General features: G+C 44.1%; 18 protein-coding genes. 10 read left to right on the top strand and 8 right to left on the bottom strand.

Features of this window, described 5'->3' with window-relative positions; genetic code table 11:
* The first annotated feature begins 75 nt into the window (after positions 1 to 75).
* From AAHK14_RS07615 to AAHK14_RS07605, 3 genes are all read left to right on the top strand, one after another.
* Positions 76 to 1302 carry a homoserine O-acetyltransferase gene (locus AAHK14_RS07615; protein WP_156065057.1) on the top strand — a complete coding sequence of 409 codons (1227 nt, stop codon included), beginning with the start codon at positions 76 to 78 and terminating at the stop codon, positions 1300 to 1302.
* 12 nt (positions 1303 to 1314) lie between these two features.
* The gene (metW, locus tag AAHK14_RS07610) at positions 1315 to 1929 is read left to right on the top strand and encodes a methionine biosynthesis protein MetW (RefSeq protein ID WP_065255687.1); all 615 of its coding nucleotides are present in this window, start codon (positions 1315 to 1317) and stop codon (positions 1927 to 1929) included.
* Positions 1930 to 2094: 165 nt separating this feature from the next.
* On the top strand, positions 2095 to 2673 hold the full coding sequence (locus tag AAHK14_RS07605) for a tetratricopeptide repeat protein (RefSeq protein ID WP_065255706.1): 579 nt from the start codon (positions 2095 to 2097) through the stop codon (positions 2671 to 2673).
* A gap of 137 nt (positions 2674 to 2810) precedes the next feature.
* Here the strand turns inward: AAHK14_RS07605 and AAHK14_RS07600 are convergent, their stop codons facing one another.
* Both AAHK14_RS07600 and AAHK14_RS07595 read right to left on the bottom strand, forming a co-directional pair.
* Positions 2811 to 3461 (bottom strand): hypothetical protein, encoded by a 651-nt coding sequence (locus AAHK14_RS07600; protein ID WP_065255686.1) that lies wholly within the window; start codon positions 3459 to 3461, stop codon positions 2811 to 2813.
* 23 nt (positions 3462 to 3484) lie between these two features.
* The gene (locus AAHK14_RS07595; RefSeq protein ID WP_065255685.1) at positions 3485 to 3814 is read right to left on the bottom strand and encodes a YhbY family RNA-binding protein; all 330 of its coding nucleotides are present in this window, start codon (positions 3812 to 3814) and stop codon (positions 3485 to 3487) included.
* 116 nt (positions 3815 to 3930) lie between these two features.
* On the opposite strand from AAHK14_RS07595, the gene AAHK14_RS07590 reads away from it, so the two are divergent.
* The 4 genes from AAHK14_RS07590 to AAHK14_RS07575 all read left to right on the top strand — a co-directional run bounded on the left by AAHK14_RS07590 (position 3931) and on the right by AAHK14_RS07575 (position 8321).
* A complete protein-coding gene (locus AAHK14_RS07590) occupies positions 3931 to 4563 on the top strand; it encodes an RlmE family RNA methyltransferase (RefSeq protein WP_065255684.1) in 633 nt (210 codons plus the stop codon).
* 156 nt (positions 4564 to 4719) lie between these two features.
* Positions 4720 to 6606 (top strand): ATP-dependent zinc metalloprotease FtsH, encoded by a 1887-nt coding sequence (gene ftsH, locus AAHK14_RS07585; protein ID WP_065255705.1) that lies wholly within the window; start codon positions 4720 to 4722, stop codon positions 6604 to 6606.
* Positions 6607 to 6803: 197 nt separating this feature from the next.
* The gene (locus AAHK14_RS07580) at positions 6804 to 7346 is read left to right on the top strand and encodes a hypothetical protein (protein WP_065255683.1); all 543 of its coding nucleotides are present in this window, start codon (positions 6804 to 6806) and stop codon (positions 7344 to 7346) included.
* A gap of 201 nt (positions 7347 to 7547) precedes the next feature.
* Positions 7548 to 8321 carry a lysophospholipid acyltransferase family protein gene (locus AAHK14_RS07575; RefSeq protein ID WP_065255682.1) on the top strand — a complete coding sequence of 258 codons (774 nt, stop codon included), beginning with the start codon at positions 7548 to 7550 and terminating at the stop codon, positions 8319 to 8321.
* A 1-nt stretch (position 8322) separates the two neighbouring features.
* On the opposite strand, the gene AAHK14_RS07570 is transcribed toward AAHK14_RS07575, so the two are convergent.
* From AAHK14_RS07570 to AAHK14_RS07560, 3 genes are all read right to left on the bottom strand, one after another.
* Positions 8323 to 9330: a WG repeat-containing protein gene (locus AAHK14_RS07570; protein WP_065255681.1), complete on the bottom strand. Its 1008-nt coding sequence runs from the start codon at positions 9328 to 9330 to the stop codon at positions 8323 to 8325.
* A 16-nt stretch (positions 9331 to 9346) separates the two neighbouring features.
* A complete protein-coding gene (locus AAHK14_RS07565) occupies positions 9347 to 9829 on the bottom strand; it encodes a hypothetical protein (protein ID WP_065255680.1) in 483 nt (160 codons plus the stop codon).
* 200 nt (positions 9830 to 10029) lie between these two features.
* Positions 10030 to 11133: an RNA-guided endonuclease TnpB family protein gene (locus AAHK14_RS07560; protein WP_065256194.1), complete on the bottom strand. Its 1104-nt coding sequence runs from the start codon at positions 11131 to 11133 to the stop codon at positions 10030 to 10032.
* Positions 11134 to 11182: 49 nt separating this feature from the next.
* On the opposite strand from AAHK14_RS07560, the gene tnpA reads away from it, so the two are divergent.
* Entirely contained in the window at positions 11183 to 11593 is a 411-nt protein-coding gene (gene tnpA, locus AAHK14_RS07555) for an IS200/IS605 family transposase (RefSeq protein WP_065256193.1), read from the top strand.
* A 343-nt stretch (positions 11594 to 11936) separates the two neighbouring features.
* The gene (locus AAHK14_RS07550) at positions 11937 to 12965 is read left to right on the top strand and encodes an IS110 family transposase (protein ID WP_346818191.1); all 1029 of its coding nucleotides are present in this window, start codon (positions 11937 to 11939) and stop codon (positions 12963 to 12965) included.
* Positions 12966 to 13118: 153 nt separating this feature from the next.
* Here AAHK14_RS07550 and AAHK14_RS07545 read toward each other — a convergent pair whose 3' ends face one another.
* The 3 genes from AAHK14_RS07545 to AAHK14_RS07535 all read right to left on the bottom strand — a co-directional run bounded on the left by AAHK14_RS07545 (position 13119) and on the right by AAHK14_RS07535 (position 14783).
* The gene (locus tag AAHK14_RS07545; protein WP_065255346.1) at positions 13119 to 13394 is read right to left on the bottom strand and encodes a hypothetical protein; all 276 of its coding nucleotides are present in this window, start codon (positions 13392 to 13394) and stop codon (positions 13119 to 13121) included.
* Positions 13391 to 13876: a peptidylprolyl isomerase gene (locus tag AAHK14_RS07540; RefSeq protein WP_065255347.1), complete on the bottom strand. Its 486-nt coding sequence runs from the start codon at positions 13874 to 13876 to the stop codon at positions 13391 to 13393. The genes AAHK14_RS07545 and AAHK14_RS07540 overlap by 4 nt, the downstream gene beginning before the upstream one ends.
* Before the next feature lie 79 nt (positions 13877 to 13955).
* A complete protein-coding gene (locus AAHK14_RS07535) occupies positions 13956 to 14783 on the bottom strand; it encodes a CoA ester lyase (protein ID WP_065255348.1) in 828 nt (275 codons plus the stop codon).
* 421 nt (positions 14784 to 15204) lie between these two features.
* Between AAHK14_RS07535 and AAHK14_RS07530 the strand changes: the two genes are divergently transcribed.
* A complete protein-coding gene (locus tag AAHK14_RS07530; protein ID WP_065255352.1) occupies positions 15205 to 16299 on the top strand; it encodes an AI-2E family transporter in 1095 nt (364 codons plus the stop codon).
* Positions 16300 to 16316 lie beyond the last annotated feature (17 nt).

The following is a 16316-nucleotide window of genomic DNA, read 5'->3' as shown; positions in this document are numbered from 1 at the left end:
CTCATCTTGTTAATGCTGTTGCCAAACCTGTCTTTTACCCTTAAAATACAACTTTAAATTAAAAAGAGCGATAACGTGGACATAAGCCCCCCATATTTAGACCCAAAATCTGTTGGCATCGTAACGCCAAAGGTCTTGCATTTTGATAAACCATTAACATTAGAATGTGAACGTGTTTTACCATCATTTGACTTAGTTATTGAGACCTATGGCGTGCTAAATACAGACAAAACAAACGCCATTTTAATCTGCCATGCCCTATCAGGTTCACACCACGCCGCAGGTTATCACAGTGAATCCGACACCAAGGCCGGCTGGTGGGATAACTTGATAGGCAATGGCAAGGCGATAGACACGAGCCGATTTTTTGTGGTGTGTCTAAACAACATCGGCTCCTGCCACGGCTCCACAGGTCCTACCACCATCAATCCTGCCACAGGCGAGATTTGGGGGGCGGATTTTCCGCTCATCACGATAAAAGACTGGGTAAAAACCCAAGTCATGCTCTCAGACCGTCTAGGAATTGCCAAATGGCACGCCATTGTCGGTGGGAGCATGGGCGGCATGCAAGCCTTGCAATGGTCGGTGGATTACCCCGACCGCTTAGAACGTGCCGTCATCATCGCCAGCACGCCCAAGCTGTCCGCCCAAAACATCGCCTTTAACGAAGTCGCTCGCCAGTCTATCCTATCCGACCCCAACTTTTATGATGGCTGGTATCTCAAAAAAAATGCCTACCCCCGCCACGGACTAATTTTGGCACGCATGGTCGGACACATCACTTACATCACCGAAGATGCCATGAAGGTCAAATTTGGACGGGACTTGAAATCTGGCAAATTCATGTACGGCTATGATGTGGAATTTCAAGTAGAAAGCTACCTGCGTTATCAAGGCGAACGGTTTAGCAAAAATTTTGATGCCAATACTTATCTGCTCATGACAAAAGCTCTGGACTATTTTGACCCAACACGGGACTACACGGCAGATGAGTTGGACGAAAAAGAAGCCCTAAAACAAACGCTTGCCCGCACCCAATGCCAATTTCTCATCGTCTCCTTTACCACCGATTGGCGGTTCACCCCTGAGCGGTCGGTTGAGATTGTGGACGCTTTGATGGCAAACAATAAGCCTGTAAGCTTTATCAATGTGGACGCACCGCATGGGCATGATTCGTTTTTGTTTGACATTCCCCGCTACACGACTGCCGTTCGGAGCTTTTTGACCGCCCCAAGCCCAAAAAGAACCACCAAACAAAGCACCATCACGCCCCACGAGATTTCAAAATTGGCAAGACACTAAGATAGGCAACGTATGAACATCGACCACAAATTGACTGAAAAATGGATAAAACCCAACTCAAAAGTCCTAGATTTGGGCTGTGGGGACGGCACACTATTGGCACACTTACAAGAGCATTTGGGCGTGTTTGGCTATGGGCTTGAGATTGACCCCGACAAAATCAACGAAGGCATCGCCAAAGGGCTAAACATCATCGAGCAAGACCTAAATGATGGTCTGTCTCGCTTTGCTGACAACAGTTTTGATACTGTGGTAATGGCTCGTGCCTTGCAAGCGGTCAAAAATCCCGAAACCTTGCTAAACGATATGCTCCGTGTCGCCAAATTTGGCATTGTTACTTTTCCAAACTTTGCCTATTGGCAAAACCGTATCTACCTTGGCATTAAGGGTATCATGCCGATGAGCGAGACCCTGCCCCACCAATGGTACAACACGCCCAACATTCATCTTTGCACCTTTAAGGATTTTGAACGGCTGTGCCACGACAACAACATTCGTATTTTGGACACGGTCGCCCTATGGGACAACCCCAATCCAAAAATCCCTGCCTTTATCCGCAATAAAGCCGTCAAAACCGCCCCCAATCTCTTGGCAGATGTGGCGGTGTATCGGGTCGTGCGGGGTTAGACCCATCAAATTAACAACACCGAACCGACTGATAAATGATGTTACAAAATTTGACATGTTTAGCCAATGAAAAAATTGAGTTTATCATCCATTAATGGTATGATAAAGGATTGATTTGGCATTTTAATGTCCATACACAAACTCTCAACCACAGGTCGTCATTTCATGAAACGTTTAAAACTTAGCATTTTATCCACCCTACTTTTGGCAGGTGTTGCCAACGCTGAACTCATCTCAAACGTACCACTGGATGTGTCTCGTTTTGAGATTATGGACATCTCATCGCTTGCCAGTCAAGCCAACAGTGGCAACCATCACGCCCAATTTTTCCTAGCCAAACGCCTACAAAAAGGTGAAGGCGTCGCCAAAGACCCCGCCAAAGCCGTGCACTGGTACACCCAAGCTGCCGAAAAAGACATCGCCCCTGCCCAGCTAAACCTAGGACTCATGTATCTGCGTGGCGAAGGCGTCAAAGCCAGCATGAGTGAAGGTCGTAAATGGCTAGAACGTGCCGCTCATCTGGGTGACAACCGTGCCAGCTATGCGTTGGCGATGATTGATGAAAAACAGCAACGCTATGTGGATGCCTACAAATGGTATGACCTATCTAGCCGTGACGGCATGCTTGACAACGGCATTCGTGACAAAGCCCAAGCCAAAATCGGTCAGCTTGCCCTAAACCTATCATCAAGCGACATCGAAAAAGCCAAAACCAGTGCCAATGATTGGTTTACCATCAAATAATCATTTATTTGCTCGCTCACCAAAAAGCCCATGACATCATTCATGGGCTTTTTAAATGTGGCTTTGGTTTGAACAAAAAGTTCGGTTTTGGGCTACCGCCCTAAGTTTCAATCAAAATACACTCACATTTTATACATTTACCATTTTTGCCAAAATGCCTTATCATGAAAATCAGACACAGGGGCAGAACTGACAGCAAAGTAGTGCAAATCGCCTTTGATGTTTAGTATCGCACATGGGTTAATGAGTGTCTGCTCGGGCAACAACTCCGCCACGGCTGACACATCAAGACTGACGTGGCGTTCATACACCAGCACGTTATCGTTATCATCGGCACGCCACGACAGAGTCACTTTATCGGTCTGTATGGGCGTGGCAGGCGTACGATACTCGCTAAAATGATACAGAGCATAACGTCCATCAGGGGCGATGTTCATCTCAATATAACCGCCATCTGCCAGACCGATAAAGCATTCTAGGCAGGTCTCCTGCCACAGCCCATCGGTAGGCTTGATGTTATCATCATGATAATTGGCAAAATGCAGTCCATCCACCTTTTCAACCATAAAACTCATGTTAATCACATGCTTACCCCCATGCGTGTCTTCACTGATGTAGGCATGAACCTTGGGGGCAGACTTGTTTTTTTGGGCATTTTGCACGTCTTGCAAGACAAACAACTGCTCTCTTTGCATGACCGAATTATCATCATAATAAAACTCGGTAAAGTGCGACAACGACAGCAGGCTAAACAGTTTATCAATGGGGTTTGCGGTAAAAAAATTCATGACATTCCCTTTTTATTGAGTTCCTAAAAGCCAAATCGTGCCAAATTAGACAGTTTTTCGTTGGGTTCGTCATTTTTACGAAATAACAGCACCATACGCCCGATGTGATGCACCACTTGACTCTCGGTAGCGTCAGCTAGGGCGGATGCACATTCTTTGCGTTCATCACTACTACCTGCGGGAATTTTGACTTTGATGAGTTCGTGGTCGCTTAGGGCACGGGCAGTCTCTTCGATGAGCGTGGGTGTCAAACCATTACCGCCCACCATGATGATGGGATTTAGGCGATGACCGATGCCCCGTAGCTCTTTTAGGGTGTCGTTAGATAGGTTTTTAAAATTGGGTTTTGCCATAAAGTGTCTCAAAACAGGTTTTTAAATAAATTAATGTTCATTATAACAAAAATATACCAAATTTTCTCATAAAAATGTTAAACTAAGCAGTTATTTTAATTCATCACTACCGACCAATGGCAACTCGCATTACCAACAAAAAATTCTCCAAATCATCAAAAGCGTGGATGAAAGAACATATTGACGATTATTATGTTCAAAAAGCCCAAAAAGACGGCTATCGTGCCAGAGCAGCCTATAAGTTATTGGAGATTAACGAAAAAACAGGTCTGATTAAAAAAGGCATGACCGTAGTGGATTTAGGTTCTGCCCCTGGCAGCTGGTCGCAGGTGGCAGGACAGCTTGTGGGCGATGACGGGATTTTGATCGCATCTGATATTTTGCCCATGGATACTTTGGAGAATGTTACCTTTATCCAAGGCGATTTTAGAGAAGAAGAAGTCTTTAACAAAATCATGGATGAAGTGGGCGGACGACGTGTGGACGTGGTGCTATCGGATATGGCTCCGAACACATCTGGGATGTCAGCAGTGGACATGCCACGCATGATGTATCTGTGCGAACTGGCGGTGGATTTTGCTCTAAAAGTGTTGCCCGAAGGCGGTGCGTTAATCATGAAAGTGTTCCAAGGCGAAGGCTCGCCCGAGCTTCGTGCCGACATGCAAAAAAAGTTTAGCAAAATCAAAAGCATAAAACCCAAGGCAAGCCGTCCCCGCTCCAAAGAGATGTTTTGGGTGGCGATAAAATAATCATCTAAATTTAGGGCTTGATTTATTGATAATAAGCCTTATTAAAAGCAATGTCTCTTTGTGTGAACAATTGCACGATTTGCCCCATTTTCAATTTTTAAATCTTCAATCAAAGTTGTATCAAACGCCAAAAACAGGAAACCCTTTGTGAACGACATGGCAAAAAACATTCTATTATGGCTCGTGATTATCACCGTGGTAGTCATGGTATTTAGTAATCTCGACCGTGGTTCGGGCAAGGCTGATGACATGAAGTACTCAGCCTTTGTCACGGCAGTTGCCGAAGGTCAAATCCAAAAGATTGAGATTGACGGCGAAGAGATTACCGGCACAAAGGTCAATGGCTCAGAGTTTGAGACCGTCCGCCCCGCCCTAGATGATACTGAGTTAATGCCATTACTTCGCAAGCATAATGTAGAAGTAGAAGGGGCAGCACCACAGCGTCAAGGCGTGGGCACTCAGCTACTCATCGCGGCATTTCCCATTTTGCTCATCATCGGTCTGTTTTGGCTATTCATGCGTGGCATGAGTGGCGGTGCTGGCGGCGGTGGCATGGGCGGTCGTAACCCCATGAGCTTTGGCAAATCCAAAGCCAAAATGCTCTCCGAAGACGACATCAAAGTCACCTTTGCCGATGTGGCAGGGTGCGAAGAGTCCAAGCAAGAAGTTGTTGAGATTGTGGATTTTTTAAGAGACCCAGAAAAATTCACCAAACTTGGGGCGACCATTCCCCGTGGCGTGCTGATGGTGGGCCCGCCTGGTACAGGTAAGACGCTCCTTGCCAAAGCCATTGCTGGCGAAGCCAAAGTGCCGTTTTTTAGTATCTCGGGTTCGGATTTTGTGGAGATGTTTGTTGGGGTGGGTGCAAGCCGTGTCCGTGATATGTTTGACCAAGCCAAAAAGAACGCTCCATGTATCATCTTTATTGATGAGATTGATGCGGTGGGTCGTCATCGTGGCTCGGGCATGGGTGGTGGTCATGATGAACGTGAACAAACCCTTAACCAACTTTTGGTAGAAATGGACGGTTTTGAAGGTAATGACGGTGTGATTGTCATTGCAGCGACCAACCGTGTTGACGTGCTGGATAAAGCCCTGCTTCGCCCTGGTCGTTTTGACCGTCAAGTGTCGGTTGGCTTGCCAGACATCAAAGGTCGTGAGCAAATCCTAAATGTACACCTGAAAAAACTGCCCCAAACCATTGGCGTGGATGTCAATGCCCTAGCTCGTGGTACGCCTGGGTTTAGCGGGGCTCAGCTTGCCAACCTTGTCAATGAAGCTGCCCTATTTGCCGCCCGTCGCAACAAGATGAGCGTGGACATGAATGACTTTGAAGATGCCAAAGACAAGCTCTACATGGGGCCTGAACGCAAATCCATGGTCTTGCGTGAAGAAGAACGCCGTGCCACCGCCTATCATGAAGCAGGTCATGCCCTAGTCGCCCAACTACTTCCCTTTACTGACCCTGTACACAAAGTAACCATCATGCCCCGTGGCTGGGCATTGGGGGTAACGTGGCAGTTGCCCGAGCAAGATGCGGTGAGCAGTTACAGCGACAAAATGCTCAACGACATCTCTATCTTGTTTGGTGGGCGGATTGCCGAAGAGATTTTTATCAATCGCAAATCCACAGGAGCGTCCAACGACTTTGAACGTGCCACCAAACTTGCCCGTGCCATGGTAACCAAATACGGCATGAGCGACAAACTTGGCGTGATGGTCTATGAAGACGAAGAGCAAGGTGGATATTTTGGTGGGGCGAGCCGTACTATCAGTGAAGCCACCCAACAAAAAGTGGACGAAGAAGTTCGCCGTATCCTAGAAGAACAATACGATGTGGCGTATAAGCTCATTGATGACAATCATGACAAAATGCACGCCATGGTGGAAGCACTCATGAAGTGGGAGACCATTGACCGTGAGCAGTTCTTGCAAATCATGAATGGCGAAACCCCACGAGAGCCAAAAGAATATCAGCATGAAGTGCCAACGGTCAATATCGTTAAAAATGACGAATTGCCACCGCCACTACCGAGTGCGTGATAGTGGTATGAGAAGCACCGCCTTGATTTTGGGCGGTGTTTTTATAAAATATGAACATATTTTTCATTATAAAAATGATTATAATAGCAAGTTAGGTATTAAAAAATCTTAGCATGTATAGTGCCATGGTAAAGTCTTGACTAACGTGAACTATAAAATTACTTATCATTAAAGATAAATTTAAAAAAGAGACTTGCATGAAATCAGAAAATCAATTAGTAACCAATGCAGATAAATCAGCGTTGTTAAAATCAATCATAGGCAATATGCTTAATATCAAAAAAGATGTCTATCTATGTTTTAATTTTGATTTAGATAATCTTAGTCATCAAAAGATACAATATGATGATGACGATGTGCAGGTATTTCACGCCAATACCATTTTGGATGATTTTGATAAGGTTGCACAAATTACCCAAAACACAGACGAGTTTATTATTTCCTTATTTGATGATTTTTCATCTTATATAAAAATGTATACTGATTTTGAATTAGCTCCCAATCGTTTTTGCTATACTTTTGTTTTTGAGCCATGCCGTTATGATTTATTACATCAAGAAGGGTGTATGATAGATAGTTATCATTATATCAATAATGCGTACACCGTTAGCATAAACACTACCGTGCAATCAGAAAATGATGATATTTTAGATGGATTGGCACAAATGCTCGGCATGGAGCCAAAAAAGGATTTTAAAACCGATGAACAGATAAGAGAATATACCAATTTTTTAAAATAGCCATCGCTAATAACAGCAGAATTGATGGCAGATGGGTCATGTCAAGACAAATAGCTTGCTTATAAAGCTCAAAATACTGTGGTGTTAGGAAAACTGTTTGAAATTCATTAGAGTTTTTTGTGCATTAATGTTTACCAAAAACACTTGCAATTTTGCCCAAAGTCTTATAGGATACGCCTTTTAATTGACAATGATAATCTTATGGCAAATTTTCTAAATAAACAACTAAAACGCACCAAAATCATCGCAGGCATGAGTAACACCTTGGTTGGTGGCTTTACTACCGCCAGACGCATTGGGGCATTTAAAGCACCGCCCAGAGATGTTTTGCCAAAATACATCCAAACCTTTTGCCGAAAAATGGTCAATTCCTTTGGCGTGGAAGTCGTGCAAGTTGAGCCTGTGCCACAGACACACGGACTTTGGGTGTCCAATCACATCTCTTGGCTGGATATTCCTGTGGTGGGGTCGGTCGCTCCCGTGTTCTTTTTGTCAAAGGCGGAGATTGGCGAGTGGTTTATTTTTGGCAAACTTGCCAAAGCAGGTGGGACACTCTTTATCAAACGTGGTTCGGGGGACGCTGACGGTGTGGCACGCCAAATTGCCGATTTTTTGCGGGGCGGTTCATCGGTGGTATTTTTTCCCGAAGCAACCACTACAGACGGTACAAAAATCAAAAAAATCCACGGAAAACTTTTGCAGGCGAGCATGGATACAGGCTTGCCCATCTGCCCTGTGGTGATTGCTTATGTCAATGCAGACGGTACGCTGTCGGACGACTGTGCGTATTATGACAAACGCACGATGGCAGAGAGCCTAAGACGAGTGGCGGACAGCGATGGGGTCAAGGCGTATGTGTTGCCCCTTGCACCGATTTTGCCCGAAGATAAGACCCGTGCTGAGCTTACCGAGATATTGCAAAAAGCCATGGAAGACGGGCTGGCAGAGCTACATAGACGAGTATTAAAGGCTTGATTTAGCGAATCAAACTAACAACCCACGCCCAAATCCTATCCCATAACCCACGCTTTGCTGTGGGTTCTTGACTGGGTGTTTGGTTGGGCGTGGCAAGTAGCCGACAGGATTCATCAGGAAACTCTAGGTCGTTGACCGCTTGCCCTGCACGGTCTTGCAAAAATAGTGTACACTGCCCACCGTCCGTGCGTAGTTGCCATTCATGCCCATAGACATCGTTCCACATGGGGTAGCGATGTGATGAGAGCTTGACAATGAGTATCCCATTTCTATCTACAAAGCCGATTTTACGCTTACCATTTACATCCAGATGAACCCTTGATATGCCTTGCTCATCAAAAGGCTCCATGTCGTCATAGCCTTGTGTGAGTATGTTTTTATTACGGTCTATCATCATGGTTTGGTTATCTATGCTCACCATAAACCGCTCATCGCCTGCTTTATCGTCCAGCAGTTTCACCCAGCCATACTGCCCTGCCAAGATGATATTGCCTTGCGTGTCCATAAAGCCACTTTGCCCGTTCTCATCATCTTCAAAGCGTATCAAAACATCATTTTCAAAACGTAACCGACCACGCTGATAATCCAGCAAGACCCTACCATCTACCCCATACACCGCCGAATATATACCATCATCACGCTCATCAGTGATAATGACTTTATCTACGCCATTAAAGTCCCAAGGCTGTTTGCCAAAAACAAAGGGTGCTACCACACGCTGATGAGCGTCCACCAAGCCCCACTTACCTTGTTTTGATAAGGTTACATAACCATTTAGGCACGCTCCGTCATCATATTCAAGCGGTAATAGTACTTTGCCTGTGCTGTCCGCCATGCCGTATTTACCGTGTTTTTTGACAACACCGAATATGTCGCTGTTTTCTGCGGATGTTGAGCAAACCACGTTTTCATCATAGCGAAAATCGCCCCAATCGGCAGGCTCTATGGATAACGCCCACGCTTGCGGTAGCGTGAGCAGGGTGAATAAGGCGATGAGTGGCTTTTTCATGGGTTGTCCTAGGTTGTCATTTGGGCTGTATGTCTGTCAAAATATGGGGATAGGTGCGGGTCAAAATGGGCGATTTGGTGTACTTGACACAAATCACATCGCCTGCCTTGTACGGGCGAAAAACATCATCCCCGTGCCAGTTGTCAAGGCGGTCAAAACGATACGATTTTTGGCTCATTGGGTCATCAAGATACAGGCTTAGTACACTTTGCCTACCCAAAGAGCGATGTTCGATTTTGTTAAGTTGCCCACAAACTTGATGAATACTGCCGTGGCTTGTCCAGTAATAACCAAAAAATAAATAATAAAGCACAACAGCAACCAACAACGCCCCGATACTTATCTTTATAACTAGGTGTTTACCTTGTGCGGTCGCCACACCCAAAAACACCATCGCCAAGATGATGAAAAATGCGTCGCCAACAAGTATCGAGATGATAACAGCTAAGACGATAAGGGCGATAGCAAATGGCTGATGTTCTGGGTTGAAAAATGACATGACAAATATCCCTTTTGCTGTGGTTGATGTTATTTATTATCGTTCATAATTCGCACTTCTTTTAATATGTGGGACGAAAAAAGGGTAAATGCTGGCATGGGAATATAATCCACGCAAATCGACTCATTTTTATCATAACGATTTTTAAAAAAGTCGGTGTGTTCGTGATAGCGATGAATGTGCTTGACTTCCTCCCCTCCCTAAAGGGAGGGGATTCCTGCTCCCAGACGGCCAAGCCCGACCGCAAGAATGTTCCGACTGGCATTGATATCTCTATCATGCCGTGTGCCACACTTTGCACAAGTCCATTCTCTTATTCGCAAACCTGCTCTACCTTTCGGACTACTGGACATATCGCCACAGCACGAGCAAGTTTGGGTAGTGTATCGTTCATTCACGATTTCAAAACGACAACCTGCGTTCTCGCACTTATAGGTCAGTTGTCGTTTCAGTTCAAACCAACCTGCATCGTAAACCGACTTGGCTAGTTTGCCTTTTTTACTGTTAAATTGGGTGGTTTTTACATCACCAACCACGATTAGGGCGTTATTCTTAACTAGCCCTGTGGTGAATTTGTGTATGAGGTCTTGGCGTGTATTTTTAATTTTGGCATGGATTGCCTTGACACGCTGTTTGTTTTTGGCACGTTGAGCGGTAGCTAATGCTTTGGCATATTTGAGCGTTTGCTTGATTTGTAGCTTGTCGCCATTTGAGGCGGTGGCACTGTCTTTTAAGCCCAAATCAATGCCAACGCTACCTTTGCCACAAGGCTGTTTTGGGTATTCTTTGACGGTAATACACGCATACCAACGATTACGGCTGTCTTGCACCAGTTCGCAGGTGTTAATTTGGTATAGGCTAAGGTTGTAGCTGTCCCATAGGTCAATGATGAGCTTTTGCCCTTTAGCTAAACTAAGCTGTAGGGTTGATTTTAATCCTTTTTTGCCTGTTTGGCGGGTAGCGATGTGTTTAATGGCGGATTGTTTAAACGGTAGCCAGCCAAGCGATTTACGCTTGGCATTGGGGTTGTTGGTTCGCCATGATAGTTTGGCTTTTTTAAATTGCTTACGGCTTTTGGCGTGGGTTTCGTTAATGGCTTGGATAGTTTGCGAGTGTAAGCCAAGTAACTCACCGCTACCTTTGGTATATTCGTTTAGGTCATAGGCGGAAAAGAATTTGCCCGTCTTTTGTAGCTGCTTGTAACTCAAGTCATTCACGTAGTTCCATACGAAATTGACCGAACCACTTAGGCGGTTAAGTTGGTCTGTGTGTTTGTCTCGTATGCGTAGCTTGAGTGTTTTCATGGGTTTGTGTATAATGAGATAGGTATATTATATATTTGGTTTAATTTTAATGTCAAATGATTTAAGACGTGGTAGGCACGTTGTTTACAATATTCATGTGCATTTGGTCTTTGTGGCTAAATACCGCAGAAAAGTATTCACTAAAGAGATTTTAGACGATATGCAAGTTATCTTTGAGAAAGTTTGTTCAAAGTTTGAGGCACAATTAGTTGAGTTTGACGGTGAGAGCGACCATGTGCATTTATTGGTGGTTTATCCGCCTAAAGTGGCTATTTCTAGTCTAGTTAATAGTCTGAAAGGTGTTTCTAGTCGGTTATTGCGTAAAAAAGAATATCCGTCTATTAAAGAGCAGTTATGGGGTGATGCGTTGTGGTCGCCTAGCTATTTTGCAGGTAGTTGTGGCGGTGCCCCAATTGAGATTATCCGCCAGTACATTGAACAGCAGAATACACCGCACTAAATACCATCTGTATGTAAGCATAGCTACGGAGTTGCCTTATATCCACCGCCTGAAGTCGGTGGTTTTACGGCAACGAAGGATAAAGTCATAAACTTTTTGCTCATCGGTGGCATACATCGACAACATCAAATCCTACCTTTTAAACACTTTCTTTTTATAATAAACTTCCTGCAAAACTAGTTTTCCGTTCGCCCTTGTATCAACCCAACACCAAACCTAGATTATCTGCTAGAATGTTGTTGGGTTATACAAGCAAAGAGAACACGGGTTCGCCCTTAGTGTCTTAACACTGGTGCTCAGATGGTGTCCTTTGCTTGTCATCTTAACTCTGAATGGTATCTAAGTGCGTTTATTAAAACAGACACTGCATAAACAAGGCAAGAGACAGATGATACACTATATTGGCATAGACATCAGCAAAGCAAAGTTTGATGTTGCATTTATAAACCCAAGCACAAATAAAGTAAAAACCAAGGTTTTTAACAACAACAAAGCAGGCTTTGATTTACTGCTTGCTTGGTTAAAAACCAATGTCAGCAATCATCTTGATGAGCTACACATCATCCTAGAAGCAACAGGGGTTTATCATGAACACCTAAGTGAGTTTCTTGATGATAATAATATCAAGCAAAGCATTGTCAATCCTAACTATGTCCGCAAATTTGCAGACAGTTTGGGGGTAATCCATAAAACTGATAAAAAAGACAGCATTATTTTATCAAGGTATGGTTATAGCCACAAGCCTGAGATTTGGATAGCACCCAGTGTTGAAGCCAAACAGCTAAAAGCTCTATTGGCTCGCTTAGAAGCACTCAAAGAAGATTTGCAACGAGAGCAAAACCGACAAGAGTTGCTCTTATCACCCAATCTGCCCGATTTGGTTAAAGCATCCATGCAAACAGTCATCAATGTCCTTCAAGAGGAAATTGCCAAACTCACCAAAGACATTGATGACTTTGTTGACAAACACCCAAGTTTAAAGCAAGACAAAACCTTACTTGAAACCATTGACGGTATTGGTTCTGTTATTGCCAAAGAAGTGGTATGCTTAATACATACCAAACAATTTAAAAAAGCCTCACAGATGGCTTCGTTTTTAGGCTTAATACCCAAACAAAGACAGTCAGGTGTCTTTAAGGGAGCAACCAAACTGTCCAAACAAGGGCAAGTCTCTTTGCGTGCTAAGCTGTATATGTCTGCAATGAGTGCCATTCGTTATAATAGCACCATTAAGGCATTTTATGAACGATTACAACAAAACGGTAAAACCAAAATGCAAGCCTTATGTGCTTGTATGCGTAAATTGGTACATATCTGTTTTGGTGTTATCAAAACCCAAACATCCTTTGAGCAACAAGTATCTTTAAGTTAGTTTGTAAGATACTAGATACCAGATACTTAAAAAACCATTGACTTAGGTGGGGTATCATGGTATCTGAGCTATGCCTGCGGGTGGCGGAAAACCATCATGGGCAGGCATAGCTCACCACGAACGGTTTTCTTCAATTGGAGTTTTGCAGGAAGTCTAATACTCTTTGAATGTGCCACAAACCGTTTTGGCAGGTGTGCGAGAATAAGCATACAAACCATAACCAAAATAATAAACAACAAACAGCCCAATCACGCCCCAAATACCAAATTTGACGGTGTCGGATTTGTCATGGGCAAAAAACAAACTTGCCATCATCGCACCAATGCCAAGCGTCATCGTCCTGTCGTCCACAAGCAACAAACAGATGATGACCTGCATGACAATAATGCCATAACCGAGCTTTTTTGAGATTGGGGCGTTGTCGCTCATTTTAGTTCAATCGCCATTTGTCCTTTTGGCGTAACCTTAAAAATCTGCACCTTAAACAGCACGTCTTGCCCTGCCAAAGGGTGATTAAAATCCACTTTGACTTCATCATCATCGACATGACAAATCACGCCTGCCAAGGTATTTTGCCCTTTGTCGGCAAATTCCATCATCATGCCGACCACAGGATTTGGCTCGGACAGGCTAAACTTGGTACGGGGAAAGGCTTGGACGTTTTCGCCATTCCACTCGCCAAAGGCTTGTTCGGGCGGTAGGTGGGCGGTGCGGGTGTCGCCTGCTTTTAGGTTGATGAGTACCTGCTCAAAGCCTGCCAGTAGGCTCTCATCGCCTATCGTCAAGGTTACAGGCTCGTCTCGCCCAAAGGTGCTATCGATGACCGTGCCGTTCGGTAGACTGACTTCAAAATGTAGCGAAACGGTGCTACCGTCTGTAATGCGAATCTCTTCGCTGGGTAAAATGTTCATGATATCATTCCAAAATAAAATAGGGCTAGTTTACCACAAGCCCCATGTATAGTAAAATCGCCAATGCTCTATATGCCAATCAGTCATCGCCCAACAGCTCTCTCGCCCAAGCAATCACTGGCAAATCCACCATCTGCCCATCAATGGCAAACACCGCCTGCCCTGTGGCGTGATGATAAGATAGCACTTTTTTGGCAAAGGCGACATCGCCATCACACTCCTTGTGTGTCCCCACCACACCCAACTGCTTGGGGTGTATGACAAGACAGCCACCAAAACCAAAATCACGAGCATGCATAAGCCATCTGGCAAAGCCGTCATCATCGCCAAAATCAGGATAAATCGTCTCAATCGGAGCGGTCAGCCCATGTGCCTGCGAGTGTAGCACCAGCTCGCACCGCACCTTATCAAGCATTATCATCTCTGCTGATGTGTGCCTGCCAATCCCTAGCGATGTCAATAAATCCAAACAGCCATAGCTCAACGCCATAAGCCCTGCCACACCTGCCATAGAAGCAACATTTATCACGCCTTGCCCGCTCTCAATCATGGCAACGATAGGGCGAGCGGTTAGTTCATGAGCCAGACTGACCTGCTCGGCATTTTCGGCTTTGGGGAGTACCACCGTGCTGATGCTGTCGTGGGACTTTACCCATTCACAATCCAAACGAAACTCGCCATGAGACGCCCCATGTATCCGCACCCACAGCTCTGGCGTGGTCTCTGTCTGCATGAAATTGCCTAATAAATCATCAAACTCATTACGCACATCATTAGGCGAGCGGTCGGCGGCGGCATCTTCTAGGTCGATGATGACGGCGTGGACGTGAGCGGTTATGGCAGGGTCGGTTAGGGCTTTGATGATACGCTTGGGGTGCGTGGCAGGGACAAATAGATAGGCGAGCATGATAAAATCCTTTTGAAAATTGAATGTGCTAACATTTATTATAGTAGCGATTATTTATTTTTGCAAATTAACAAAAAACACTAGGGCGTGCCTGCCTTTTGTATTTGCAATGAAAAATGAGAAAAATCGCACGTTTTTCAAGGAAAAAACGCAGGTTGATAGTTATTCTATCAAGCAAGTTTTTGACTTCGAGCCACAATCCGACCACTTAACTGGGTAAATTTTAAGATTTTAACTTAACTTTTTAAATTAAGTGGTCGGATAGCCATTTTTCATGCAAAAACAGTTTATTTATTTCTAAAATATTTCTAAATTGTAGATAGTGTTATAAAGGGTAGGCACGCCCTACTCATCATCACTTGACAAACAATCAAGCATGGTACAAAATTCATGTTTTTTTAAACAAAATAACCGCATTGACATGATAGCAAAAAAATCTCCCCTAAATATCTTAATCGGTGCGGCGGCATTGGTCATCGTGCTGGCAGGTATTAAATTGGCGTCTAGTTTGATTGTGCCATTTTTGATTGCGTTATTTGTGGTCATTCTCTGCTCGCCACTCATTAATTTTTTGACACGTCATAAAGTACCACATTATATGGCTATCGGTATTTTGTTTTTAATCATTACGCTGGCATTGGTGTTTTTGGCAAATTTAATTAATTCATCTATCATCGAATTTACCCGCTCCATTCCCCAATATGAACGTTTGGCATTATTGCGTGTCCAAGAATTAACGGTATTGGCACAAAAATGGGATTTGCCCCTTGAATTAAATACCACCATGATTATGGAGTATTTTAATACCAACTCCCTATTGTCCTTTATGGGCAGTTTAATGGGTGGTATGTCAAGCATTGCGACCAATATTTTTATATTGGCACTCATGATTTTATTTATGCTCTTTGAAGCCCCTGATTTTAAGCATAAATTATCTTATGTCATGGGAAAAAGCGAAAAATATCATCACATTGACCAAATAAGAATCCGCCTAATTTTAAATAGCGTGATTCGCTATTTGGGCTTAAAAGCCTTAATTAGTTTATTTACAGGATTTTTTGTGTGGCTATTATTGGTCATGCTAGATGTGCAATATGCCATTCTTTGGGCGACACTTAGTTTTTTATTAAATTTTGTGCCAAACATCGGCTCGGTCATGGCGGCAGTGCCTGTGGTGTTGCAGGCGTTATTATTAAATGGCTTTTCGGTGGGGGCGAGCGTGGGTGTGGGCTTTTTGGTGATTAATATTATTATTGGTAATTTGGTTGAGCCGAAAATCATGGGACAAAATTTGGGCTTATCCACGCTTATGGTGTTTTTGTCATTATTATTTTGGGGTTGGTTATTGGGCGTGGTCGGTATGTTATTATCTGTGCCACTGACCATGGTATTTAAAATTATCCTAGAAGCCAACCCCAATACGGCACATTATGCGGTATTAATGGGTAATGACAACAAAGAATCGCTAGCCAAAAGAATGATTAGGGAAAATGATGCGGATTCATTAGGGACTTAATAAACTTCCTGCAAAAC

The organism is Moraxella sp. K1664 (genome assembly GCF_039693965.1).
Lineage (GTDB): Bacteria > Pseudomonadota > Gammaproteobacteria > Pseudomonadales > Moraxellaceae > Moraxella.
Note: the sequence above shows the minus strand (reverse complement) of the source record. Positions and strands in the feature narration are given on the sequence as shown.

Excerpts from the sequence above, each read along its gene's own strand:
- AAHK14_RS07575 (WP_065255682.1), top strand. The coding sequence starts at position 7,548 with ATGGCAAATTTTCTAAATAAACAACTAAAACGCACCAAAATCATCGCA.
- AAHK14_RS07530 (WP_065255352.1), top strand. The coding sequence starts at position 15,205 with ATGATAGCAAAAAAATCTCCCCTAAATATCTTAATCGGTGCGGCGGCA.
- metW (WP_065255687.1), top strand. The coding sequence starts at position 1,315 with ATGAACATCGACCACAAATTGACTGAAAAATGGATAAAACCCAACTCA.
- tnpA (WP_065256193.1), top strand. The coding sequence starts at position 11,183 with ATGTCAAATGATTTAAGACGTGGTAGGCACGTTGTTTACAATATTCAT.
- AAHK14_RS07605 (WP_065255706.1), top strand. The coding sequence starts at position 2,095 with ATGAAACGTTTAAAACTTAGCATTTTATCCACCCTACTTTTGGCAGGT.
- AAHK14_RS07590 (WP_065255684.1), top strand. The coding sequence starts at position 3,931 with ATGGCAACTCGCATTACCAACAAAAAATTCTCCAAATCATCAAAAGCG.
- AAHK14_RS07545 (WP_065255346.1), bottom strand. The coding sequence starts at position 13,394 with ATGAGCGACAACGCCCCAATCTCAAAAAAGCTCGGTTATGGCATTATT.
- AAHK14_RS07565 (WP_065255680.1), bottom strand. The coding sequence starts at position 9,829 with ATGTCATTTTTCAACCCAGAACATCAGCCATTTGCTATCGCCCTTATC.
- ftsH (WP_065255705.1), top strand. The coding sequence starts at position 4,720 with ATGGCAAAAAACATTCTATTATGGCTCGTGATTATCACCGTGGTAGTC.
- AAHK14_RS07595 (WP_065255685.1), bottom strand. The coding sequence starts at position 3,814 with ATGGCAAAACCCAATTTTAAAAACCTATCTAACGACACCCTAAAAGAG.
- AAHK14_RS07560 (WP_065256194.1), bottom strand. The coding sequence starts at position 11,133 with ATGAAAACACTCAAGCTACGCATACGAGACAAACACACAGACCAACTT.
- AAHK14_RS07600 (WP_065255686.1), bottom strand. The coding sequence starts at position 3,461 with ATGAATTTTTTTACCGCAAACCCCATTGATAAACTGTTTAGCCTGCTG.
- AAHK14_RS07540 (WP_065255347.1), bottom strand. The coding sequence starts at position 13,876 with ATGAACATTTTACCCAGCGAAGAGATTCGCATTACAGACGGTAGCACC.
- AAHK14_RS07535 (WP_065255348.1), bottom strand. The coding sequence starts at position 14,783 with ATGCTCGCCTATCTATTTGTCCCTGCCACGCACCCCAAGCGTATCATC.
- AAHK14_RS07570 (WP_065255681.1), bottom strand. The coding sequence starts at position 9,330 with ATGAAAAAGCCACTCATCGCCTTATTCACCCTGCTCACGCTACCGCAA.
- AAHK14_RS07580 (WP_065255683.1), top strand. The coding sequence starts at position 6,804 with ATGAAATCAGAAAATCAATTAGTAACCAATGCAGATAAATCAGCGTTG.